This is a genomic window from Frankia sp. CcI49 (assembly GCF_001983215.1).
Lineage (GTDB): Bacteria > Actinomycetota > Actinomycetes > Frankiales > Frankiaceae > Parafrankia > Parafrankia irregularis.
This window is the reverse complement of sequence record NZ_MOWP01000004.1, coordinates 346990-371360: the sequence shown is the minus strand read 5'-3', so window position 1 is coordinate 371360 and position 24371 is coordinate 346990. Positions and strand designations below refer to the sequence as shown.

20 protein-coding genes and 1 tRNA gene are annotated in these 24371 nt (G+C 71.8%); 3 read left to right on the top strand and 18 right to left on the bottom strand.

Going from position 1 to position 24371, the window contains the following annotated elements; translation table 11 throughout:
- Positions 1–17: 17 nt before the first annotated feature.
- The 11 genes from CcI49_RS02300 to pdxS form a co-directional block, all read right to left on the bottom strand.
- Entirely contained in the window at positions 18–2561 is a 2544-nt protein-coding gene (locus CcI49_RS02300) for a bifunctional (p)ppGpp synthetase/guanosine-3',5'-bis(diphosphate) 3'-pyrophosphohydrolase (protein ID WP_054565792.1), read from the bottom strand.
- Positions 2562–2763: 202 nt separating this feature from the next.
- A complete protein-coding gene (locus tag CcI49_RS02295) occupies positions 2764–3318 on the bottom strand; it encodes an adenine phosphoribosyltransferase (protein WP_054565791.1) in 555 nt (184 codons plus the stop codon).
- Positions 3319–3504: 186 nt separating this feature from the next.
- On the bottom strand, positions 3505–4740 hold the full coding sequence (secF, locus tag CcI49_RS02290) for a protein translocase subunit SecF (protein WP_076823897.1): 1236 nt from the start codon (positions 4738–4740) through the stop codon (positions 3505–3507).
- A gap of 1 nt (position 4741) precedes the next feature.
- Positions 4742–6865, bottom strand: a complete 2124-nt coding sequence (gene secD, locus CcI49_RS02285; protein ID WP_076823894.1) for a protein translocase subunit SecD — start codon at positions 6863–6865, stop codon at positions 4742–4744.
- 211 nt (positions 6866–7076) lie between these two features.
- Positions 7077–7613, bottom strand: a complete 537-nt coding sequence (gene yajC, locus CcI49_RS02280) for a preprotein translocase subunit YajC (RefSeq protein WP_076823892.1) — start codon at positions 7611–7613, stop codon at positions 7077–7079.
- A gap of 112 nt (positions 7614–7725) precedes the next feature.
- Positions 7726–8793 (bottom strand): Holliday junction branch migration DNA helicase RuvB, encoded by a 1068-nt coding sequence (gene ruvB, locus CcI49_RS02275; RefSeq protein WP_054566530.1) that lies wholly within the window; start codon positions 8791–8793, stop codon positions 7726–7728.
- A gap of 49 nt (positions 8794–8842) precedes the next feature.
- Positions 8843–9535 carry a Holliday junction branch migration protein RuvA gene (gene ruvA, locus CcI49_RS02270; protein WP_076824228.1) on the bottom strand — a complete coding sequence of 231 codons (693 nt, stop codon included), beginning with the start codon at positions 9533–9535 and terminating at the stop codon, positions 8843–8845.
- Positions 9536–9572: 37 nt separating this feature from the next.
- Positions 9573–10112, bottom strand: a complete 540-nt coding sequence (ruvC, locus tag CcI49_RS02265) for a crossover junction endodeoxyribonuclease RuvC (protein ID WP_054565787.1) — start codon at positions 10110–10112, stop codon at positions 9573–9575.
- Between the two features lie 86 nt (positions 10113–10198).
- Positions 10199–10954 (bottom strand): YebC/PmpR family DNA-binding transcriptional regulator, encoded by a 756-nt coding sequence (locus tag CcI49_RS02260; RefSeq protein ID WP_054565786.1) that lies wholly within the window; start codon positions 10952–10954, stop codon positions 10199–10201.
- A complete protein-coding gene (gene pdxT, locus CcI49_RS02255; RefSeq protein WP_054565785.1) occupies positions 10951–11562 on the bottom strand; it encodes a pyridoxal 5'-phosphate synthase glutaminase subunit PdxT in 612 nt (203 codons plus the stop codon). Before pdxT ends, CcI49_RS02260 begins: the two co-directional genes overlap by 4 nt.
- Entirely contained in the window at positions 11559–12521 is a 963-nt protein-coding gene (gene pdxS / locus CcI49_RS02250; RefSeq protein ID WP_091274827.1) for a pyridoxal 5'-phosphate synthase lyase subunit PdxS, read from the bottom strand. Before pdxS ends, pdxT begins: the two co-directional genes overlap by 4 nt.
- 680 nt (positions 12522–13201) lie before the next feature.
- Between pdxS and CcI49_RS44055 the strand changes: the two genes are divergently transcribed.
- Positions 13202–14014, top strand: a complete 813-nt coding sequence (locus tag CcI49_RS44055) for a hypothetical protein (protein ID WP_076823889.1) — start codon at positions 13202–13204, stop codon at positions 14012–14014.
- 107 nt (positions 14015–14121) lie between these two features.
- Here CcI49_RS44055 and CcI49_RS02235 read toward each other — a convergent pair whose 3' ends face one another.
- From CcI49_RS02235 to pgsA, 4 genes are all read right to left on the bottom strand, one after another.
- On the bottom strand, positions 14122–14757 hold the full coding sequence (locus CcI49_RS02235; protein ID WP_054565783.1) for a hypothetical protein: 636 nt from the start codon (positions 14755–14757) through the stop codon (positions 14122–14124).
- A gap of 390 nt (positions 14758–15147) precedes the next feature.
- Positions 15148–16332 (bottom strand): glycosyltransferase family 4 protein, encoded by a 1185-nt coding sequence (locus CcI49_RS02230; RefSeq protein WP_076823886.1) that lies wholly within the window; start codon positions 16330–16332, stop codon positions 15148–15150.
- 13 nt (positions 16333–16345) lie between these two features.
- Positions 16346–17209 carry a phosphatidylinositol mannoside acyltransferase gene (locus tag CcI49_RS02225; protein WP_054565781.1) on the bottom strand — a complete coding sequence of 288 codons (864 nt, stop codon included), beginning with the start codon at positions 17207–17209 and terminating at the stop codon, positions 16346–16348.
- Between the two features lie 87 nt (positions 17210–17296).
- Entirely contained in the window at positions 17297–18109 is an 813-nt protein-coding gene (pgsA, locus tag CcI49_RS02220) for a phosphatidylinositol phosphate synthase (protein WP_054565780.1), read from the bottom strand.
- Between the two features lie 278 nt (positions 18110–18387).
- Between pgsA and CcI49_RS02215 the strand changes: the two genes are divergently transcribed.
- Entirely contained in the window at positions 18388–20733 is a 2346-nt protein-coding gene (locus CcI49_RS02215) for an elongation factor G-like protein EF-G2 (protein ID WP_076823883.1), read from the top strand.
- Positions 20734–20773: 40 nt separating this feature from the next.
- Here the strand turns inward: CcI49_RS02215 and CcI49_RS02210 are convergent, their stop codons facing one another.
- Entirely contained in the window at positions 20774–21340 is a 567-nt protein-coding gene (locus CcI49_RS02210; protein WP_054565778.1) for an HIT domain-containing protein, read from the bottom strand.
- A gap of 594 nt (positions 21341–21934) precedes the next feature.
- A tRNA-Val gene (locus CcI49_RS02205) sits at positions 21935–22006 on the bottom strand.
- Between the two features lie 557 nt (positions 22007–22563).
- On the opposite strand from CcI49_RS02205, the gene CcI49_RS02200 reads away from it, so the two are divergent.
- Positions 22564–22995: an SsgA family sporulation/cell division regulator gene (locus CcI49_RS02200; RefSeq protein ID WP_006544472.1), complete on the top strand. Its 432-nt coding sequence runs from the start codon at positions 22564–22566 to the stop codon at positions 22993–22995.
- 209 nt (positions 22996–23204) lie between these two features.
- Here CcI49_RS02200 and CcI49_RS02195 read toward each other — a convergent pair whose 3' ends face one another.
- On the bottom strand, positions 23205–24362 hold the full coding sequence (locus tag CcI49_RS02195) for a chorismate-binding protein (protein ID WP_054565777.1): 1158 nt from the start codon (positions 24360–24362) through the stop codon (positions 23205–23207).
- Between the last annotated feature and the right edge of the window lie 9 nt (positions 24363–24371).

The following is a 24371-nucleotide window of genomic DNA, read 5'->3' as shown; positions in this document are numbered from 1 at the left end:
CCCCCTCGCGCTCGCAGTCAGCTCTGTACGTCCGAGGTGACCCGGAAACAGTCGTACACGCCGTCGGTGGACCTGACGGCGTCGAGAATGTGGCCGAGATGCTTGGCGTCACCCATCTCGAAGGTGAAACGGCTGACCGCCACCTGCTCTCGGGTCGTGGTGACCGACGCGGAGAGGATGTTGACGTGGTGATCGGACAACACCCGGGTCACATCCGACAGCAGCCTGGTCCGGTCGAGGGCCTCGACCTGGATCACCACCAGGAACACCGAGCCGGATGACGGCGCCCACTCCACCGCGACGGTCCGGTCGTGCGGGCCGCCGCGCAGGCTGACGAGGTTGACGCAGTCGGTGCGGTGCACCGAGACGCCCTTGCCCCGGGTCACGAAGCCGGCGATCTCGTCACCCGGCATCGGGGTGCAGCACCGGGCGAGCTTCACCCAGACGTCCGCCGCACCCGTGACGATCACACCCGGATCGCCGCCGGAACGGCGCAGCGCCCGGATCGGCAGCTCGGTCTCGGCCGCGTCCTCCTCCGCGCTCTCCGGGCCGCCCAGGCTCTGCAGCAGCCGGTTCACCACCGCCTGCGCGCTGACGTTGTTCTCGCCGACCGCCGCGTACAGAGCCGCGACGTCGGCGTAACGCATGTCCTTCGCCAGCGTCAGCAGCGCGTCGCCGGCCATCAGCCGGGCCAGTGGCAGGCCGTGGCGGCGCATCGCCCGGCCGATCGCGTCCCGGCCGGCGACGATCGCGTCCTCGCGGCGCTCCCGCGCGTGCCACTGGCGGATCTTCGTCCGGGCCCGGGTGGAGCGCACGAACATCAGCCAGTCCTCGCTGGGCCCGGCGGAATGTGCGCGGGAGGTGAAGACCTCCACCACGTCGCCGTTCTCCAGCTCGGTGTCCAGGGCGGCCAGCCGGCCGTTGACCCGGGCGCCGACGCACTGGTTGCCGATGTCGGTGTGCACCGCGTAGGCGAAGTCGATCGGCGTCGAACCGAGCGGCAGCGGGATGACGTCGCTCTTCGGCGTGAAGACGAAGACCTCGTCGGCGGCGGCGTCGAAGCGCAGGCTGTCGAGGAACTCCCCCGGATCCGCGGTCTCACGCTGCCAGTCCAGGATCTGGCGCAGCCAGTTGTGCAGGTTCGGATCCGTCCCGCCGGCACCCCCGGCGGCCTTGGCTCCCCCGCGCCGGCCGGAGCCGGAGCCGCCCGAGCGCGAGCCGGTGCCGTCCTCCTTGTACTTCCAGTGCGCCGCGATGCCGTATTCGGCCCGGTTATGCATGGAATGGGTGCGAATCTGCAGTTCGACCGGCTTGCCCTCGGGCCCGATGACCGTCGTGTGCAACGACTGGTACATGTTGTACTTGGGCATCGCGATGTAGTCCTTGAACCGGCCCGGAATGGGCTTCCAGTTCGCGTGGACCGTGCCCAGCGCGGCATAGCAGTCCCGGACCGAGTCGACCAGGACCCGGATGCCGACCAGGTCGTAGATGTCCTCGAACGACCGGCCGCGCACGACCATCTTCTGGTAGATCGAGTAGTAGTGCTTGGGCCGGCCGGTCACCACGGCCTTGATGCGCGCCTCGGCGAGCTGCGCCTGGACCTGCGTGGACGTCTCGGTGAGGTAGACGTCCCGGCTGGGCGCGCGGTCCGCGACGAGCCGGACGATCTCGTCGTAGCGCTTCGGGTACAGCGCGGCGAACGCCAGGTCCTCCAGCTCCCACTTGAGGGAGTTCATCCCGAGGCGGTGGGCCAGTGGCGCGTAGATCTCCAGGGTCTCGCGGGCCTTGCGCTCCTGCTTGTGCTCGGGCAGGAAGCGCAGCGTGCGCATGTTGTGCAGGCGGTCCGCGAGCTTCACCACCAGCGCACGCGGGTCGCGGGCCATCGCGACCACCATGCGGCGGATGGTCTCGGTCTGCGCCGCCTCGCCGACCTTGACCCGGTTGAGCTTGCTGACCGCGTCGACTATCTGCAGCACCTGCGGGCCGAACTCGGCCTCGATCGTCTCGGGCGGGAGGTCCGTCTCCTCCAGGGTGTCGTGCAGCAGCGCGGCGCACAGGGTCGGGATGTCCATCCCGAGGTCGGCCAGGATGCTCGCGACCGCGATCGGATGGGTGATGTACGGGTGCCCGGAGAAGCGGACCTGGCCGGCGTGCGCCGCGTCGGCCACCTCGAAGGCATGCTGCACCGGCGCGATGTCAGCCCGCGGATGGTTCGCGACGAGCCCGCGCAGCACCGGGTCCAACGATGACGGCGGGGTGGCCCGATGAGTGCCGAGGCGCGAGAAGCGCCCCCGCACCCGACGGGGCAGTGGCGGTGACTCGTGGCCCAGCCGTGGCACCACCGGGGAACCACTCTCCGCGTCATCCTCACCGCCCGCCGTCGCGGACACCATCGACACCGCGGACGACGCAGGCGCGGCCTGGGTCACCTCACCGTGACCGGCCTCGCCGCGTGCGGCGGACCCCTCCGCGCTCAGGGCAGGCGACACCGGCCGCGTCTCCCCGACGGATGACGCGGCCGCCGACACAGCTCCGGTGGTCACCGGCGGCGCCTCGGGCACGGGCCGCTCCTGCGTTGCGCTTCGGCCATGGCACGGATGTGCGAAAGGCTCCTGACATCGAGGTTAACGCTGCTGGTCCGCGCGGCCTTCCGCAACCCCGGGCAGACCCCGCGGCGGCCACACTCAGGTGGCCGTGGCGCGCCACACCCCTCGAACACCTGCCACCCAGCGGAACGTGCTGACGCCGGACCGGCTCAGCCGATCAGAGAGTCATGATCGAGGTGACCGGCAGCGCACCCGTCCGGTCACGCCCGGCCAGGAAACTCAGCTCCATCAGGACCGCGAGGCCGACCACGTCCGCGCCGCATCCACGCAGCAGGTTGTGCGCGGCGGCGGCGGTTCCGCCGGTGGCGAGCACGTCATCGACGAGCAGGACCCGCTCCCCCGCGGCCACCGCGTCCTCGTGGATCTCCAGGGTGGCGGTGCCGTATTCCAGGTCGTAGGTCTCGCGGCGGGTCGCCCCCGGCAGCTTGCCCGCCTTGCGCACCGGGACGAGGCCTGCGCCGATCCGGTCGGCGACCGGTGCCGCCAGCAGGAATCCGCGCGCCTCGATCCCCGCGATCGTGGTGACCGACAGGTCTCGCGCGAGATCCGCCAGGGCACCGATGACCACCCCGAACGCCGCCGGGGTGGACAGCAGCGGGGTGATGTCCTTGAAGACGACTCCAGGCTTGGGGAAATCCTGGACATCGCGGACGTGGGCGGCGAGCACCTCCGCTGCCGCACCCAGAGCCGGCCCGCTTTCGACGCTCGTCATCGTGGTGACCTCTCCGCTTCAGAAATTCGTCGCCGCCCGATCGGGCGGCCGTGTCCACGCCGATGCCGTGCCGGTTTATCCGTTTTGCGTCTTACGCGCTTTACATCTACTTCATGATACTTCGCACAGTTCGCCCGGCTTCGCACCGGCCTCGCCCTGCCTTACGCGCGACGGACCTGCGTCCCCCTAGCGCGAACGCTTCTTACCACCGGAGCGCCGGGGCTGGGTCGGCTTCGACCTCGGGCCACGCCGTTGCGCGGACGGAACACCGACATGTCCAGCCGCGGCCGCCGCCGAGGCGGTGCGCATCCCACTGGCGACGCCCACGGCGTCACCGGGCTCGTGCACGTCCGGCCCGTCCGCGTCGGCGTCCACACCGGCCGGGTCCGCACCCTGACGGGACCGCACCGACCGGCTGGTCTGCCCGGTCTCGGCGACGCGGGCCGACCTGGCCCGGCTCGCCCGGGCCCGCCCCACCCGGGCGTCCAGCGCGCGCACCTCCGACTCGTTGCGCTTGAGGTCGACGAGCAGCGGGGTCGCGAAGAAGAGCGAGGAGTAGGTACCGGAGGCGATACCGACGAACTGGGCGAGCGCGAGGTCCTTCAGGGTGCCGGCACCCAGCAGCCCGGCGCCGACGAACAACAGCGACGCCACCGGGATGAGCGCGATCAGTGATGTGTTGAGCGACCGGACCAGCGTCTCGTTGAGCGCGTCGTTGGTGGCCTCCGCGTAGGTCCGCCGCGACGACGTCGCCATTCCGGCGGTGTTCTCCCGTACCCGGTCGAAGACCACGACCGTGTCGTACAGCGAGAAACCGAGGATGGTCAGCACAGCAATGATCGTGGACGGGGTGACCTCGAAGCCGACCAGGGAGTAGATACCCATGGTGACGACCAGGTCGTGGATGAGCGCCGCCATCGCCGCCGCGGCCATCTTCCACTCGAACCGCACCGACAGGTAGACCATCACCAGCACGAGAAAGACGATCAGACCCTTGATCGCCTTGTTCGTGATGGTGGATCCCCAGGACGACCCGACGGTCGAGACCGCGATGTTCTCGTCCGGGTTCGCGACGTTGAAACGCTTCGCGAGGGCGTCCTCCACCCGCGCGGTCTCCTCGTCGGACAGCGTGGGTGTCTGGACCCGGAACTGCTTGGACGTCTCGAGCTGCTGGACGACGCTGTCGGAGGCGTCGACCCCACTGTCGCTGAGGACATCCTTGACCTGCTCGACGGTGCCGCCGTTCGCCGGGAACTGGAAGACGGCCCCGCCCTTGAACTCGATACCCAGCGTGAACCCGCGGACAATCATGCTCAGCACACAGATCGTGAGCAGCACCCCGGACACGACATACCAGACACGCCGGCGGCCGACGAAGTCGACGTGGAACTCGCTGCGGTAGAGACGCCCCAGCATCGACATGTCAGTGCTCCCGCCTCTGCCCGGCCGTGCGCCGGCCCGTTCCCTGCCGCGCCGGCCCCGGCTTCGTGAGCCGGGGAGCCTGGTTCGGCGGGCCTGACCCGCCGTCATCCGTCTGGTCGCCGTCCCCATCCACGTCCAGGGAGCCGGGATCCACGTCGTCACCGGCACCCGCACCGGCGGCGGCCGCGGCCGGACGGCCGGGCCCCGCAGGGCGCTTGGCCAGCCGCGGTCCCCGCGACTGCGCCGATCCGCCCACCGATCGCACCGTCAGCCCGGAGAACCGGCTGGTGCTGAACAGGGGCCGGCGGACCAGCGCCGTGACGAGCGGGCGGGTGAAGATGAACATGATCAGCACGTCGACCAGGGTCGACAGGCCGAGAGTGAACGCGAACCCGCGCACGGACCCGACCGACAGGACGTACAGCACCGCCGCGGCGAGAAAGGACACCGTGTCGGCGGAGAGCATGGTCCGCCGGGCCGCCGGCCAGGCGCGGTCGACGGACGTCCGCACGCTCCGGCCGGCGCGGACCTCGTCCTTGATCCGTTCGAAGTAGACGACGAACGAGTCGGCCGTCACACCGATCGAGACGATGAGACCGGCGATACCGGCCAGTGTCAGGGTGAAGCCGATCGCATCCCCGAGCAGCGTGACCGCGGCGTAGTTCAGCGCGGCGCTCACCGCGAGCGAGGTGATCACGACGACGCCGAGCGCACGGTAGTAGAGGAACGAGTAGATCACCACGAGGCCGAGACCGATGGCACCGGCCAGCAGACCGCCGTGCAGCGACTCACGCCCGAGCGTCGGGGACACCGACTCGGCCTGCGAACGCTCGAAGGCCAGCGGCAGCGCGCCGAACCGCAGGACATCGGCGAGGTCCTGGGCCTCGGACTGGGAGAAGTCCCCCGAGATCTGCGCCGAGCCCGAGATGCGCTCGTTGGTCTGCGGCGCGGACTGGACCACTCCGTCGAGCACGATCGCGACCTGGCTGCCGACCGTCTTCTCGGTGAGCGCGGTGAACTTCTTCTGGCCGTTGCCGGTGAAGTCGACGTTGACGACCCACTGGCCGGTGGTCACGCTCGTCGTGCCGCCACCGCTGAGCAGGCCGGCCGAGGCCGATTTCACGTCCGTCCCGACCAGGGCCGCCGGCATGAGCAGGTACTTGGTCGTGCCGTCCCGGTCGCAGGCGGCGGTCCAGTCCTCGGGGCGGTCCAGGCTCACCGCGGAACCGCGGACCCCGCTGGCCGTGCAGGTGAGGTTGGCGAACTTCTCCTGGACATCGGCGGGCGGTGTCGTCGCGTCCGTGCTGGTGCCGCTCGCGGCCTGGTCGGCGGACGGCGACGCGGACGCGGCGGGTGCCGCGGGCGTCGTGGCGGCAGCGCTCGGCTGGCCCGTCGCGGCCGCGGCAGGTGAGCTCGTCGCCGCCGCGGCCGCGAGCGTGCTCGCCGCCGCCGGGCTGGTCGTGTTGGTGGCCGCCGCGAGCTGGATGCGTGCCCCGCCCGCACCCGCCGGTGCGGTGTACGCCGCCGGCTGGAGCGTGAGGCCGGACCCGCTGTCAGCTCCGGGGAGACCCAGCGCAGCCGGCTTCTGGGTGGCCGGCGCGCTCGTCGCGGCCGGTGCCGGCGAGCCGGTGGCCGGAGCCGCCGTTCCGCTCGGGCTCGCGGTCGCACCGGTGGACGGCGCCGTCGTCGCGGACGGGCTGCCGGTCGCCGACGGGGTCGGCGTAGCCGCGGACTGCGCGGCAGCCGACCCGGCAACCTGACGGAACCGCAGTTCCGCCGTCTGGCCCACCAGCGCCACGACGTCGTTGCGGCCGCGGCCGGGCACGGAGATCTCGATGGTGTCGCCGGTGCGGCGCACCTCGGCCTCGGCGACACCGAGGCCGTCGACGCGACTGCGGATGACGTCGACGGCCTTGTTCAGCGCCGAGTCGTCGATCGAGCCACCGGTCACCGACCGTGGCGTGAGGATGACACTCGTCCCGCCCTGGAGGTCAAGGCCGAGCTTGGGCGTCCAGGTGCCGGTAACAGCCATGAGGCCAAAGAGGATGGCGAGCAGAGCACCAAGTGCTCCGAGCCGGGCGCCGACGGAGATGCCTCCCGACGCTCGTGCCGAGCGACGTGCCAATGCCAGGTCCTTCCTCACACACCGTCACCGATCTCGGCGGCGCCCAACGATTCCGAACGAGTGTCACCGAGGGTACGTTCCAACAGCCCTGACGTAACACCACCCGCAGCCGACAGGCGCGTGACGGTCCCGGCAGCAAACACCACGGCAACCCCACGACACCCACCATCCCGGGGCTCCGGATGCGGGAACCCCGGGGTACGGCCTCGGGTCAGAGCTCCTTGCGCGGCCCGCCGGGCCGGCCAGCCGCCCCGTCCGCACCGCCGGCGCGGTCACCGTCGCCGACACCGTCCGTGTCGTCACTTTCCGTAGTGGAGCCGGATGACTTCGCGTCGTGGTCCGCCGCCCCGGCCTCGTCGGCGTCATGCGTCGTGGCCAGCGGGTTCGTGGAGGCGGTCGCGTCGTCGCCGTGCTCGCCGTGCTCGCCGTCAGCGGCATCCGAGTCCGGCGTGCTGATCACCCGTGCCACGGCGTTGCGACTGAACCTGCACACGACATCCGGCGCGATCTCGAGCAGGATGTCGGCGCCGTCCTGCTCCACGACCGTGGCGTACAGGCCGGCGGTGGTCACGACGAGCGTGCCGGGAACGATCTGCGCGAGCTGCTGCTGCTGTGCCTTCGCGCGGCGCCGCTGGGTGGAGAAGAAGTAGACGATCAGCAGGACGATCAGCAGCGGGAAGATCAGTCCGCTGATGGAGCTGCCGCCGTCGTTGTCCGCCGCGGTCGTCATGGTCGCGAGTACCTGCACGTCCTACCCTCCTGAGTGTCGCGGCTGATCGTACGTAGGTGCGCCGCGCGCACTGCGGGCAGGCCGCTGGTGCGATTCCCGGCGAAGCCGGACATCTCGAGTGGCAGTCCGTTCAGGCCTGCGGCGAGTCGTCGCCGGAGAGCGCCATGGACGCCTGTGACCTGCCAAGACCATCAGCGAGCGGTTCCAGCCCGAGATGGGTGAACGCCGCCGGGGTGGCGACCCGGCCCCGTGCCGTACGCACCAGCAGGCCGGCTCGCAGGAGAAACGGCTCGGACACGTCCTCGACGGTCTCCGCCTCCTCACCCACCGACACCGCGAGCGTGCCGAGGCCGACCGGACCCCCGCCGAAACGGCGCACGAGCGCGTCCAGCACCGCCCGGTCCAGCCGGTCCAGGCCAAGCCCGTCGACGTCGTAGATCCGCAGCGCCGCCTGGGCGACCTCCCGGGAGACGACACCGTCGGCCCGGACCTCGGCGTAGTCGCGGACCCGGCGCARCAGCCGGTTGGCGATGCGGGGCGTGCCACGGGAACGGCCGGCGACCTCAGCCGCGCCATCGTCGGTCAGCCTGACGCCCAGCAGCCGGGCCGACCGGGCGAGGACCAGGGCCAGCTCGTCGGCCCCGTAGAAGTCCATGTGGGCGGTGAAGCCGAACCGGTCCCGTAGCGGCCCGGTGAGCAGGCCCGACCGGGTCGTGGCGCCGACCAGGGTGAACGGGGCGAGGTCCAGCGGGATCGCCGTCGCGCCCGGGCCCTTGCCGAGGACGACGTCGACCCGGAAATCCTCCATCGCCGCGTAGAGGAGCTCCTCCGCCGGGCGGGCGATGCGATGGATCTCGTCGAGGAACAGCACCTCACCCGGTGTCAGCGCGGTGAGGATCGCGACCAGGTCACCGGCCCGCTCGATCGCCGGCCCGCTGGTCATCCGCAGCGGGACTCCCAGCTCCTCGGCGATGATCATGGCGAGGCTCGTCTTGCCCAGCCCCGGCGGACCCGAGAGCAGCACATGGTCCGGTGGCCGCCCACGGCCCTGGGCCCCCTCCAGCATGATGGAGAGCTGCTCACGCACCTTCCGCTGACCGACGAACTCGCTCAGCGTCCGCGGGCGCAGACCCGCCTCGAACGCCCTCTCCTCAGGTGTCGCCGCGGCGGAGACCAGGCCGCCGTCGTCCGCCGTCATGACGCCCCCCGGACAGCCCACGCCGCTGCCCGCGCCCGGACCGATGCCCTCATCGCGGCCGCAGGATCGCGAGGCTCGCACGCAGCAGCGCGGCCGGGTCCACCGCGTCGCCCGCGTCGCCCGCGTCGCCCATGACGCCCATGACGCCCATGCCACCTGCGCCACCTGCGCCCGCGCCCGCCGCGGCGCCCGCGGCGACGACGGCGTCCTGGGCCTCCCGCGCCGAGTAGCCAAGCCCGACCAGAGCGTCGCGAACCTGCTCGGCGGGGCCGCCAAGCCGAAGCTCGGCGACGGCGGCGGCTGCCGCCACCGCGCCGCGTGGCGCCGGAACCGGCGCGCTGGGCGGACCGATCTTGTCCCGCAGGTCGAGGACGATGCGCTGGGCACCCTTGCGGCCGATCCCGGGAACCTTGGTGAGCGCGGCCAGGTCCTCCGCCGCGACCGCCCGGCGCACCGCGTCCGGACTGTGCACGCCCAGCACGGCCTGGGCGAGCCTGGGCCCCACCCCGGCGGCACCCTGCAGGATCTCGAAGACATCCCGCTCGTCGGCATCGGCGAAGCCGTAGAGCGTCAGCTCGGTCTCTCGGACGACCAGGGTCGTCGACAGCTTCGCGCGCTCACCGACCCGCAGCCCGGCCAGCGTCGCGGGCGTGCACCACACGAGGATCCCGACACCACCGACGTCCACCACCGCGGAGGTGGGCGAGAGCGCCTCGACGGTTCCGCTGATCGACGCGATCACGCCGCCGGTCCCGTCGGCGAGGTCGGAGCCGTCGCCGTCATGCCCGGCTGCCCCGCGGGTCCGCCACCCGGGCGCGAGGGTCCGCGGCGCGCATGCGGGCCAGCGCCGGGCCACGCCACAGATGACACAGCGCGAGCGCCAGCGCGTCCGCGGCATCGGCCGGCTTCGGCGCCTCCGCCAGATCAAGAAGCCTGGTCACCATGAACCCCACCTGTGCCTTGTCGGCCCGCCCGCTGCCGGTCACCGCGGCCTTGACCTCGCTGGGCGTGTAGAGGCCGATCGGCAGCCCACGGCGGGCTGCCGCCACGATCGCGACGGCGCCGGCCTGGGCGGTACCCATCACCGTGCGCACGTTCGCCTGGCTGAACACCTTCTCCACGGCCACCGCGTCCGGGCGCAGCCGGTCCAGCCACTCCTCCACGCCTTCGGAGACGGCCCGCAGCCGCTGTGCCACCTCGTCGGACGCCGGCGTACGCACCACACCGACGTCGACCAGACTGGCCCGTCGGCCCGGGCCACCGTCGACCACACCAATGCCACAGCGGGTCAGCCCAGGATCGACCCCGAGAACACGCAACGAGCCCTCCCGGCCACGTCCACGAACATCCGTTCGATCCTAGTGGCCGGGGCAACCCGGGACATCCGCGACACGCCGCGACCGGCTCAGCTCGACACAAGCTCCATGACGTCGTCCGAGATGTCCGCGTTGAACCAGACGTTCTGGACGTCGTCGAGGTCCTCCAGCGCTTCGACCAGCTTGAGGACCTTCCGGGCCGGCTCCTCGTCGAGTGACACGCTCACCGAGGGCAGCCAGGAGATGTCCGCCGAGGCGACCGCGAGGTCGGCATCACCCGCCGCCACCCGGACCGCGTGCAGGTCCGTCGCCTCGGAGACGACCTCGAACGCCTCGCCGACGTCGTTGACCTCCTCCGCGCCCGCGTCGAGCACGGCCAGCAGGACGTCGTCCTCGGTCAGCTCGGCCGTCTTGTCGATCAGCACGACGCCCTTGCGGTTGAACAGGTACGACACCGAGCCCGGGTCGGCCGGTGTTCCACCGTTGCGGGTGATCGCCACCCGGACGTCGGACGCGGCCCGGTTGCGGTTGTCGGTGAGGCACTCGACGAGCACGGCGACCCCGTTCGGCCCGTAGGCCTCGTAGGTGACCGACTCGTAGTTCGCCCCGCCGGCGAGCTCACCGGAGCCGCGCTTGATCGCCCGGTCGATGTTGTCGTTCGGCACCGACTGTGACTTCGCCTTGGCGATGGCGTCGGCGAGCGTCGGGTTGCCCGCCGGATCCCCACCGCCCGTCTTCGCCGCCACCTCGACGGTCTTGACCAGCTTGGCGAACAGCTTCCCGCGGCGGGCGTCGACGACCGCCTTCTTGTGCTTGGTGGTCGCCCACTTGGAGTGACCGCTCATGACCTGCCCCTCTTGAGCCCGAGCTCGGATCGCACGATCTGGACGAACAGCCGGTGCACCCGGATGTCCCCCGTCAGTTCAGGGTGGAACGACGTGGCCAGCAGGCACCCCTGCCGGACGGCGACCGGGCGGTCGCCCACCCGGGCCAGCACATCCACACCGTCCCCTGCCTTTTCTACCCAGGGCGCCCTGATGAAGACAGCATGCACCTGCGGCCCGTCGACGCCTGCGACCGTCAGGTCCGTCTCGAAGGACTCCACCTGACGACCGAAGGCGTTGCGCCGCACGACCACATCAAGACCACCGATCAGTGGCTGATCCGGCCGACCATCGATCACGTCCCGGGCAAGCAGGATCATGCCAGCGCACGAACCGAAGACCGGCAGGCCCCCGGCCACGGCGGCCCGCAGCGGTTCGAGCAGCTCGAACACCCGCAGTAGCCGCCCGATCGTAGTGGACTCGCCACCGGGCAGGACCAGCCCGTCGAGCGACTCCAGCTCGGCGGCCCGCCGGACCTCGCAGGCCTCGGCGCCAGCCCCGGCGAGAGCGCGCGCGTGCTCCCGCACGTCGCCCTGCAACGCCAGGACACCGATCCGCGGGAGGCTCACCAGCCGCGGTCGGCGAAGCGCGCCTGCGGCGGGAGCTCACCGACGTTGATGCCGACCATCGCCTCACCCAGACCACGCGAGACCTTGGCCAGCACTCCGGGGTCGTTGTACATCGTCGTGGCCTCGACGATCGCCCGCGCGCGCCGGGCCGGGTCACCGGACTTGAAGATGCCCGAACCGACGAAGACGCCGTCCGCACCCAGCTGCATCATCAGCGCGGCGTCCGCCGGGGTGGCGATCCCACCGGCGGTGAACAGCACGACCGGCAGGTGACCGAGCCGGGCGACCTCGGTGACCAGCTCCACCGGAGCCCGCAGCTCCTTCGCCGCGGCGTAGAGCTCCTCCGGGGGCAGCGCCGACAGCCGCGCGATCTCCGCCCGGATGGTGCGCATGTGCACCACCGCGTTGGAGACCTCGCCGGTGCCCGCCTCACCCTTCGAGCGGATCATCGCGGCGCCCTCCGAGATCCGCCGCAGCGCCTCCCCCAGGTTCGTGGCACCGCAGACGAAGGGAACCGTGAAAGCCCACTTGTCGATGTGGTGGTGCGGGTCGGCCGGGGTCAGCACCTCGGACTCGTCCACGTAGTCGACGCCCAGCGACTGGATGATCTGCGCCTCGACGAAGTGCCCGATCCGGGCCTTGGCCATCACCGGGATGGAGACCGCCTCGATGATCCCGGCGATCATGTCGGGATCACTCATCCGTGCGACGCCGCCCTGCGCACGGATGTCGGCCGGCACCCGCTCCAGCGCCATCACCGCGACGGCGCCCGCGTCCTCGGCGATCCGGGCCTGCTCGGGAGTGACGACGTCCATGATGACGCCGCCCTTGAGCATCTCCGCCATGCCACGCTTGACCCTGGCGGTGCCGGCGTGCCTCTCCCCGCCGCCCGGCGTGCCGGGGCCGGTCGGCGAGGTGCCCGCGGCTGGGGCGGTGGTGGTCGGGCCGTCGGACATCATGTGGTGTCTCTTTCGAATAGTGCGGACACGGGTTCTCCGGACGGCGCCCGCGACGATGCCGACCGGCAGGTGACCGCCGGATGGATCCGGCGCCCCTGATCCGGCGACGACCGACCACGGCCGGTGCCCCCGAGGAACCCTCGGCTACGGGCGGACCACCGATGACGTCAGGACCGCGCACAGCGGTGCGGGACCGGACGAACGGATCGGCCGGCCGAGCACCGGGCCGCGCAGGGAGCTGACTCTCCGGCGGTCGTTCCGGGCTGGACGGACCCGCACATGGCGGGCCCGCACGTAATGGCTGCGAAACCATCGTACGGCCGGACCGTGCCGGTCCTACCCGGTCGCCGGCATCGGCGAGATCGACAGCGGCGGTGGCGGTGGCGGTCGCCACATCGCCCACCAGATCGGATCTCGGGTCTTGGGGACAAATCGTTTTTCGACGGACTTCGGAGTATCCTGCCCTGCTGCGACGAGGAGCACCCGGGAGAAACATGACAAACCCCTACGGCCCGCCGCCCCCAGAGCCATGGCCCGGGCCAGGCCCCGCACCCCGGGGCCCCGGGGCTCCCGGTGGATTCGGCGCTCCCCCCGGCGGACCGCCCGGCTGGCCGGCACCGGCGGCACCGGCGGCGCCGACGCCCACGGGTGGCGCCCCACAGCCCGGCGCCAACTGGCCCGTGGGCAGCACCGCACAGCCCGGCCCCGGCTGGCCCGCGCATGCCGGCCCACCGCCGGGCAGCGGCTGGCCGCAGCCCGCAGGCGGCTACCCGAACGCCGGCTGGCCCGGCGCCGGAGCACCCGGGCCGCGCTGCCGCGTCTGCGGCGCCGCGCCGGCCGCGCAGACGACGCTCCGCGAGCACCAGGGATTCTTCGTCCTGATGCGGTTCCGATCCGAACCCGGCCCCTTCTGCCGGGACTGCGGAACCTCCAGGCTGCGCGCGATGAGCGCGCGGACCCTGTGGCAGGGCTGGTGGGGCATCGCCTCCCTGCTGATCACGCCGGTGGTCCTGGTGATGAACCTCGGCGCGAACCTGAAGATCAAGAAACTTCCTCCCCCGGGCCCCGCCTACGGCCCGCGGCCGCGGCCGGAGCCGCCGTTGACCCGGCGGCCGGCCGCACTCGGGGTGCTGGTCCCGCTCGCGGCGCTGGTCCTGGTGGTCGGGGTGATCGTCGGGAGCCAGCCGGGCGCCACCCGCGTCAGCACGGGAGACTGCGTCCGCCGGGACGGTGACGGCGTCGCGGTCGTCGGCTGTGACTCACCAGACGCCCAGTTCCTCGTCCTGAGCCGCGTGTCCGGCGACTCGGATGCGCTGTGCGAGCTGATGGCGCGCTCCACGGCGACGTACACCGAGACCGGCGGGGGCTCGGACTTCGTCCTGTGCCTGGCCCCCGCTCCGGGGGCGGATTCGGGCTCCGACCAGCAGGATCAGCCCGGTCGCGGCCAAGGCGGCACCGGCGGCGGGACGGACACGGACACCCGGGACGCCTGACACCGCCCGGGGCGCGGTAGCGGACGCGGGCGCGGTAGCGGACGCGGGCGCGGTAGCGGACGCGGGCGCGGTAGCGGACGCGGGCACGGCCGCGCGGGCGCGGCTGGTCAGGTGCCGAAGACCGCGGCTGGGCCCTCCGGGTGGGGCGGGCCGTCCCCGCGCACGGGCAGCGCGTCGTCGATCTCGAAGTAGGCCGGCAACGGCCGCCGCCCCGCCAGGTGCAGCACCCGCACGATGCGCCGCCCGGCGAGCGATCGGACGTCCCCCACCGCGTCGTTGTGGAACTGGCGGGCCAGCGCCACCCTGGCCGCCGCCGCGTCCAGGGCCGCGACGGCCTCAGGCGTCTCCCGCCCCACCGCCACGACGGCGGAGGAGCGCAACGCGCGGCTCAGCGCGTTCTCGGCATCCTCGGCGGCCGAATCCAGGCCAGCACCGGCGGACGGAGCCGCGTCCGCGGGCGGCGGAGCCGCGTCCGCGGACCGGGCCGGTGCCGAGGGCCGAGCGTCGTCGGCGAGCGCAGCGGTGTGGCCGGCTCGGGCACTCTCGGCGGCGGTGGCGAGTTCGGACAGCTCGTACCGCCGCGCGAGGGTCTGCGCGGCCTCGGCCCGTGCGAGAAGCTGCACGACCAGGCCGGACCGGGCCGCGTCAACCCGGCTCGCCAGGCGGTCGAGCCGGCTCGCGAGCCAGGTCAGATAGGTCGCGGCCGCGACGACAAGCACAACCACGGCCACGACGACCGTCATCGGGGGCCCCGGAGAATACCCCGGCCCCGGCCTTCGGACCGGGGAGGGATCCGGCTTCCCGCGGAGCCGGGCAGGGGGCGGTGGTTCGCTGTCAGGCGGACCACCGTTCGGGAACGCGACGTCACAGCTGGATGAGCCAACCTCAACACCGCGAACCCCTGTTCGTGTAGTTGGAATCCCCCACGTTCACTTCACGGGAGGGGAGGACGTCAACTCGCGCAGCGTAGTCAACTCCGATGGATGAACTCTCCCCGGGATCGACCACACGAAGGACACCGCGACGGATCATCTCCGCTCCGCATCCAGCCTGGCCGGAGGCACCAGCAGTCGAGTCCCCCTGCATGCGCCGAGCCACGATGCGACACCGGGGGTCGACCGTCAGCGTTGCGGTCAGCTCTCGTCCGTCGCCGCGACCGACACCGGCCGGTCCCCGGAGACCATCTCGTAGACGCTCACGATGCGTTGTGTCACGACCCGCCAGTCGTAGCTCATGACCACCGAACGACCGCGTTCGACCAGCCGCGCCCGTTCCGTGGGATCGCGGAGCAGATCGGCTAGCCCCGCCGCCAGCTCCGCCGGCTCACCGACGCCGAACAGCCGCCCGGCACGCCCGTCGTCCAGCACCCGCCGGAAGGCGTCGATATCGCTGGCCATGACCGGTGTTCCCGCCGCCATCGCCTCCAGCAGCACGATCCCGAAACTCTCCTGCCCCGTGTTGGGCGCGCAGTACACGCTCCCGGAGGCGAAGACCGCGGGCTTGTCGGCCTCGGGCACCAGGCCGATCAGGTCGACCCGATCGACCAGCGAGCGGTCGATCCGCGCGCGGACGGCGGCCGTGTCCCCCGGGCCCGCCACCAGCAGCCGGGCGTCCGGGACCCGCTCGACCAGCATCGGGAAGGCCGCCATCAGCACGTCGAGGCCCTTGCGGGGCTCGTCGATGCGCCCGAGGAAGACCACGGTCGGCGCACCCGCACCCGCACCCGTCGTGCTGTCGCCGTTGCCGTTGCCGCTGCCGGACCCGCCGTACCCGGGCAGCGGTCGGGCGCCCTCGAAGGCGCGTACCGCGACGCCGTTGGGGATGAGGATGGCACCGGTGCCCAGATGCTCCACCAGTGTGCGACGCGCCGCCTCGGACACCGCGATCCGGGCCCGCAGCTTCTCGAACGACGGCTGCAGCGCGACCTGGGCCGCGGTCAGCATGCGGGACCTGGGGTTCGACGTGTGGAACGTCGCGACCAGGGGGCCGTCCGCGAGCATGCAGGCCAGCAGGCTGATGCTGGGCGCCGTCGGCTCATGCGCGTGCAGCACGTCGAAGTCGTGCTCGCGCAGCCACCGGCGCACCCGAGCGGCCGACACCGGTCCCATGAGCAGGCGCGCGACCGAGCCGTTGTAGGGCACCGGCACCGCGCGCCCGGCGTCGACGGCGTAGGGCGGCAGGGCGGACTCGTCGTCCACCGGTGTGATCACCGAGACCTCGTGGCCGGCCTCCAGCAKCGACTCGGCCAGGTCACGCACGTGTGCCTGGACCCCGCCGGGGACGTCCCACGTGTACGGGCAGGCGAGTCCGATCTTCACAGCCGACCCTTCCTCACCGCACGGGTTCGCGCCAGATCCGCTGGAGCATGTGCCAGTCGGCCGGGTGGGCGGCGATCCCCGCGGCGAACTCGTCCGCCAGCGCCTGGGTCATGGTCTGGACGTCGGTGTGCTCGACCTCGGGATGGATCCGCGCGCTCCAGCCGTCGTCATCGAACCAGAGCGTCACCGGCAGCAGGGCCGCGCCCGTGCGCAGCGCGAGGGCGGCCGGGCCGGGCGGCATCGTCGCGGGCGCCCCGAAGAAGGTGACCTCCACGCCGGCCTCGGAGAGATCACGGTCGGCCAGCAGGCAGAGGGCCCCACCGGCGCGCAGCCGCTCGGTGAGCAGTTCCGCGGGCGGCTGCTCCCCGCCGGTCAGCGGAACGACCTCCATGCCGAGCGCAGCACGGAAACGGACAAAACGATCGAAGAGCGGCTCCGGACGCAGTCGCTCGGCGACGGTGGTGAACGGGACCCCCGTCGCGACCAGCCAGGCGCCGGCCTGCTCCCAGTTCCCCATGTGCGGCAGGGCCAGAATCATGCCCCGGCCGGTCGCATGGGCGCCGCGCAGCCTCGCCTCGTCCAGCACCCGCATCCGGCCGACGATCGAGTCCGTCGGCATGTCCTGGAGGCGGAAGACCTCCATCCAGTACCGGGCGTAGGAGCGCAGCGCGGAGCGCGTCAACGCGTCCAGATCAGTGCCGGCGGGAACGACCCGGGCCAGGTTGGCCCGCAGCCGGGTGGTCCCCCGCCCGCCGCGGCGCCATGCGAGGTCCGCGGCCCGCCGGAACAGCCAGGCCGCCAGCGCCCCGGGCAGCAACCGGACCAGCCGCCACCCCAGCACGTAGGCGAGCAGCGTCACCCGGCCAGCGAGCGTCATCGGCAGCCCGCTCCCGCGACTGGTTCCAGGCCCGCTTCCACGCCCGCCTCCGAGCCCACTCCCACCTCAGCCGAGCCCGCTCCCACCTCAGCGGCCCGGCGCGACCTGCGGGACCGGCGGCACGCCCCGCGGCGCGTTGCCGGAACCAGCCACACCGGCCCCGCCCGCCAGGTCAGGCGCACCAGTCTGGCTCACCACCGAAGAGGCCACCGAAGGACCCGCCCCGGTCTGGTCGGCCTCCGCGGCCTCCGCGGCGGCGTTCGACTCGCCGGCCGGCGGAACGAGGGTCGGCCGGCCGGAGCGGACGAACTGCCGATACACGTGGACCACACGCTGGGCCACCGTGAGCACGGTCGCGCCCACCAGGAACCACAGCGCGACCGGCAGCAGGTACGGCACGCCGAGGCCGTACAGGCCCGCGGCGACGAGCAGGATCAGCAGCCGCTCGCCTCGCTCGGCGAAGCCGACGTTGCAGGTGAAGCCGAGGCTCTCGGCGCGGGCCTTCACATAGGAGGTCACCGAGCCGGCGACCAGGCACAGCAGCGCCGCGCCGGCGAGCGGCAGCGAGTCGCCGTCGCCCGCGTACCAGATCACCAGCGAGCCGAAGATCGCGCCGTCGCCCACCCGGTCCGAGGTCGAGTCCAGGAAGGCACCCCACTTCGAGGAGATCCCGCGCGCACGGGCGATCACACCGTCGACCAGGTCGGAGAAGACGAACAGGGTGATGACGAGGGTGCCGACGAAGAAGTGCCCGAGAGTGAAGAACCCCAGCGCGCCGCCGGCGACGCCGATCGTTCCGATGATCGTGACCAGGTCGGGCGACACCGACGACCGCGCGGCCCACTGGCTCAACGGATCGAGCACCTTCTGGATCTGGGGTCGCGCATTGCTAGCGAGCATGTCCGTCCCGTCGTCTGTCGTGTACCGCCCGGGTTGGGCGGTCTCACAGTACCGCCGTCACGATCCGCTCATTTCTCATCACGATCTGGCCTGGATTTGTTGTCCCCGTCACATCGGGGGACTCTTCGGGGTACGCGTCAGCGTCATGGCCAACCTCCTCGGCCCGGGGCACCGGCAGTGACCGCCGGGCCCTCCCGGCGCTGGCCGCGAGGCGGACCACGCCGGCCTCGAACGGTGCCGGTGTGCACTCGGCCCGCCGAGCCCCGATGGGAGGCGGTATGACAACAGCGGCACACGATGTGCGGAACGTCGTTCTCGTCGGCCACACCGGCGCGGGCAAGACGACCCTGCGGCAGCACCTGTTCCAGGTGGCGGCGAACCTTGGCAGCCACGTCGATGTCACGGCGGACACCGCGGCCGGCGAGAGCCGTCCGTCCTCGCCTGGATCCAACCGGGTGCCTGGAGCGAACGGAGCAACTGGAGCGAACGGCGCCTGGCCCGGGGTGGGTGCCGCCGGAGGCGGCGCGGGCACGGCCTCCGGCGGGGAAACCGCCCAACGCAGCGTCTCGCTGGTTCTCGGCTCGCTGCGGCATCGCGGCGTGACCGTGAACCTGCTGGACACCCCGGGCTACCCGGACTTCGTCGGCGAGCTTCGGGCCGGGCTACGGGCCGCGGACGCGGCACTGTTCGTGATCAACGCGATCGAGGGGATCGACGGCTCCACCAGAATGCTCTGGGACGAATGCGCGGCCGTGGGCATGCCCCGCGCCATCGCCATCACCCGTCTGGACCATCCCCGGGCCGACTTCGATGCCATGGTGATGGCCTGCCAGGAGGCGTTCGGGACCGGGGTCCTCCCCGTCTACCTGCTGGAGGGAACCAACATCCCCGACCCGGACTACCCGGCGACCGCGGCCACCGCCGGGACCGACGGCGCGGGCGGCGCCGGGGCGGCGCGGCGAACACCGCCCCGCCGGCTGATCGGCCTGGTGACCGGACGGCTGATCGACTACACGGCCGACGGCCGCCACGAGCACGAACACCCGGTCGAGCTCACCGGAGCCGCGGCCGACGCACGGGGCGCGCTGCTCGAGGGGGTCATCGCCGAGAGCGAGGACGAGGCGTTGCTCGACCGGTATGTCGACGGCGCCGAACTCGATCCGAAGATCCTGCTGGACGATCTGGAGACCGCGGTGGCCCGCGGCTCCTTCTACCCGGTGCTGCCGCTCATGATCCCACCGGGTCCCGAGCGGGGGGCGCACGACTTCCAGCCCGGTCTGGGGACGGTGGAGCTCCTCGACCTGTTCACCTACGCGTTCCCCGCCCCGAGCGAGCACCCGCTGCCCAGGCTCACCCGCCCGGACGGATCCCCCTGCCCACCCGCACATGCCGACCCGTCCGGGCCACTCGTCGCCGAGATCGTGCGTACCACCACCGACCCGTACATCGGCCGGATGTCGATGGTCCGGGTGTTCTCCGGCACGCTGCGCCCCGACGTGTCGGTGCACGTGTCCGGGCACGGCCGGGCCGCCGCGGGCCACCCCGACCACGAGGACCGCGAGCGGATCGGCGCCCTCTCCCAACCGATCGGGCTGTCCCTGCACTCGGTCGACGAGTGCGCCGCGGGTGGCCTCTGTGTGATCACCCGGCTGGCCACCGCGGAGACCGGGGACACTCTCTCCGACCCGGCTGACCCGCGGTACCTCCCGGCGTGGACCATGCCCGAGCCGCTGCTACCCATGGCTGTGCAGGCACAGGCTCGATCCGACGAGAGCAAGCTCTCCGCTGCGCTCGGACGCCTGGGCGCCGAAGACCCCACGCTGACCGTGCGCCATGACCCCGACACGGGCCAGCTCGTCCTGTGGTGCATGGGCGAGGCCCACGGTGACCTGGTGCTGGAACACCTGCACGACCGCTTCGGCGTCACGTTGGAGAAGGTGCCGCTGCGCCTGCCGCTGCGCGAGACCGTCCGTGCCAGCGCCGAGGGCGTCGGCCGGCTGGTCAAGCAGTCCGGCGGGCACGGCCAGTACGCGATCTGCCGGATCGTCGTGGAACCGCTGCCCGCCGGGAGCGGCATCGAGTTCGTCGACGAGGTCGTCGGCGGCGCCGTACCCCGCCAGTTCGTGCCGTCGGTCGAGAAAGGTGTGCGCGCCCAGCTGGAACGCGGGCTGGTCGCCGGATTCCCCGCCGTTGATCTGCGGGTACGGCTCGTCGACGGAAAAGCACACAGTGTCGACTCATCGGACCTGGCGTTCCAGGCGGCCGGCGGGCTGGCGGTGCGCGAGGCCGCCAACGCCGCCGGCGTGGTGCTGCTCGAACCCGTGCTGGAAATCGACGTCGACGTTCCCGACGAACACGTCGGCGCGGTGATGAACGACATCGCGACCCGCCGCGGCCGAGTCGTGGGCGTGACGTCCCAGGAGGGCGCAGGTGCCGGCACAGAACGACTCGAACGCGGTTCAGGGCGCACCATGATTCACGCCGAGGTGCCGGCGCTGGAAATGACCCGCTACGCGATCGACCTGCGCTCCGTCAGCCATGGGACCGGCGTGTTCACCCGCCGGCCCCATGGCTACGAGCGGCTTCCGGAGCAGCTCGTGGCGAAGGTGACCGGGCTGGCCTGAGCCTCGTCGCGGTGGCGCATGTGAGGCCCGTGCGCGGGCCTCACACCTGCTCTGTGCGGCTCCAGGCCGCGGCGAGCAGCTCCCGGGTCTGGCCGAGGAGCGCCGGCAGGACCCGGGTCGCCCCGACCACGGGCATGAAGTTCGTGTCGCCGCCCCACCGCGGCACCACGTGCTGGTGCACATGCGCGGCGATACCCGCACCGGCCACCGTGCCGAGGTTCATTCCGGTGTTGAAGCCGTGTGCGCCGCTGGCCACCCGCAATGCGCGCAGCGCGTGCTGCACGAAGAGTGCCATCTCCACCGTCTCGTCGTAACTCATCTCCGCGTAGTCCGCGACGTGACGATAGGGAACCACCATCAGATGGCCCGCATTGTAGGGGTAGAGGTTGAGGACGGCGTAGACCGTTTTTCCGCGGGCGACCACGAGCCCTTCTTCGTCCGTCATCGCGACGATGGCGCAGAACGGGCACTGGTCGCCGGGCGACCGCCCCTCCCCTTTTATGTACGCCATGCGATGCGGTGTGTAGAGGCGCTGAAAGGCGTCCGGATGACCGACACCCGCCTGCTCGTCCAGCGGCGCGCCGCCCGGAGCGGTGGCCGCGGTCATCGGGAGTGGCCTGCCGGGCGCGCGACCTCGAGCCGTCGCCGGCCCGCCGCTCGGACGTGAGCCAACCTCACCACGCTTGCCGCCTCCCGCACGCCCCGGGACCAGCCCCACCGACGACCGGCCATGGATTCCTCCGCTGCTTCCGTCCGGGACCACGGTACCCATCCACGAGCCGCCACCGGTTGGCGCTCGGCAGGCCGTCTCCGCACCTGGCCGGGCCCGGTAGCCGGCCGGGCGACTTCCCCCGAGGGCACGTCCGGGACAGATCCGGCCGTCGGTTCAGGACCGGCCGAAGGTCCATACCGCTATGCCGAAAGGCCGCGCCACCACCAAAGTGCCACCACCGCGCAGCACGAGGCATCTGATTTTCTGGGCGTCGAACCGGCCCGAGGACCTTCGTCACGGAGACCTCGAGACGACTGTGGGATCACCGAATCGGACGTACCGGTACCCCTCAGGGGTACCGGTCGGCTCCCTGGAGGGGCGCAGGTCACAGCCCAACAGCGCAGATGGGAGGGTGGCCGACCGTAGGGAGCGGAGAGGGCTGCCGCCATCGGGCGACGCAGCGATGACGCGGAGATACCGCGCGGTGTGTGGGCGTACGTGGTTTCGAACCACGGACCTCTGCCGTGTGAAGGCAGCGCTCTACCCCTGAGCTATACGCCCGCGCGATCCAACAAGCTACCTGACAGAACGGAACCGATGCACCGGACCGGCCGGCGCCGCCTCCAAACTACCCCAAAGCCTCTCAGACCAGCAGCTCCGGCCGGACGTGTTGCGCCCTCACCGAGCCTGGGCTCAGCTTACACGGACACGACCGAGGGACGGACAGGGGGTGGCCAACGGACGGATGGGGGCATGTCTGCCCTCCGGCTGATCCTCGGGACACGCCGGGTTGGCCGGGACTCGCCGTGGTTGAGACGGGTCCGGACAGGGAAGGCTATGAGTGGCACGGCCTCGGCAGAACGGCCATTGTGCTCGGGGGAACCCTCAGTCGAACGCGGAACACGATCACCGAGCGACACCTTCGGCTCGGCGATCACCACCGCGACCGACCGGGTCTTCTCAGGGGACTTCGGTCGGTCTTCCCGGGCAGGGCAACTCGCCCGAACCGCCGTAACGGATGTTGTCCTGGCATAACCTTGTTTCAAACGGGACTCAGAGRGGGAACTATCTCGTTACACGGGTGCTCGCCCGCACCACGCACCATGAGAGGCCGCCCGATGACTATTCGTCACGATTCGATCACCGCAGAACTCGCCCTTCGGCTCGTCGTTCCCGGTGGCGCTCCGGTTCCGGTCGCCGCCACGGTCCGATACGAGCCGGCCGACCCGTACGCGGTCAGCATCGGCTTCCGCACCGGGGCCGATGAGGTCGTGGAATGGACCTTCGCTCGGCAGCTCCTCAGTGACGGCGTCCGCCGGCCAGCCGGCGATGGCGACGTACAGGTCTGGCCCGCCGCCCAGTCGGGTGGGCGGATCGTGTGCCTGTCGTTGTCGAGTCCGTCCGGTCACGCGCTCTTCGAGATGCCACGTGCCGAGGTGCTGGCGTTCCTCCGCCGAACGTATGCGGCCGTGCCGCTCGGCGGAGAGAGCGATGTCATCGATCTGGACGCCGAGCTCGCCCTCCTGATCTGGGGCGGCCCCGAACGGTGACGCAACCGGGGTCGGCGTCGTGTCCGATCCCGGGCAGGCCGGTGCGGGCACATCCGGCACACAAGTCAGCTCCCGTCGACATGAGCGCCTGGTGGGGACTCTCCCCCACCAGGCGCTTCGCTGTGTCCGTGGGTCTGTGGGCCGGTGGGTCCGGGTAGATCCGTGGGAGATCTCCCGACCGAAAAGGAGATCCCCCGGCGCGGAGATCCTCAGCCTGTCGCCGAGACACGCCCGGACGTGTCGTACCCGGATCCGCGGGAGACGGCCGTCGGTCCGGCCCGACCGCTCCAGCTCGTGGCGGTCGAGGGCGCGGCGGAGGCCAACGACAGCAGGTTGGCGGCCTTGAGCTCCGTCTCACGCCACTCCGCTTCCGCGTCACTGCCCCAGGTGATTCCGGCGCCGGTACCGAACCAGATCCGCTCGTCGGCGAGCCAGAAGGTCCGGATGGCCACCGACAGCCAGCCACGCCGGGTGTCGGCGTCGACCCACCCGATGCCGCCGCAGTAGTGACCGCGCGCGACCGGCTCCAGCCGGTTGATGATCCGCAACGCGCTCGACTTCGGCGCCCCGGAGACGGATCCCGGCGGACAGGTCGCGGCGAGCAGCTCGGCCCAGCCGACCTGGGGAGCAAGTGTCGCCTGCACAGTCGAGACGAGATGGACGAGGCCCGGGTGCTGCTCGACCCTGCACAGCGCCGGCACCGTGACACTTCCCGGTCGCGCCACCCGCCCCAGATCGTTCCGGACCAGATCGACGATCATCACGTTCTCGGCGACGTCCTTGTCCCGAAGGTCGGCGGCGGTCCGGCCGGTGCCCTTGATGGGGCCGGAACGGACCACGTCACCGTCTCGGGAGAGGAACAGCTCGGGAGAGGCGCCGACGATGCGCAGATCCGCCTCGGGCGCATCGAGCACCACCGAGTAGGGCGCGGGGTTGCCCGCGGCGAGAACGGCCGCGAGGGCGGCGAGATCCGATCCCGCCGGGCCCGGGGCGATCGGTGCCGACAGAAGGCGGCACAGGTTCACCTGGTAGACCTCGCCGGCGGCGATCTCCGCGCGGATCGCACCGACCCCCGCGACATAGGCCGCGGCGTCCATGCTCGTGACCCACGAGTCATGTGCCGGCCCCTGCCAGGGCCCGGCGGCCTCCACCGCGGCCGCCGGGGCCGGGCGCACCTCGCGAAAGCGGACGCAACGGCAGCCGCCCTCGAAGTCGACGACCACTCCCCAGAAGCCGCCGCCGTCCAGCACGCGCAGGTCGTCGGAGACGTCCACCACGCCGGTGGCGAGCAGTCCTCCCGCCAGGAGATAGGACTCCCGGCCCCGGACCGCCCCTGGGACGGTCACTCCAGCCGCCCGTGACCGCATTGCGCGCCG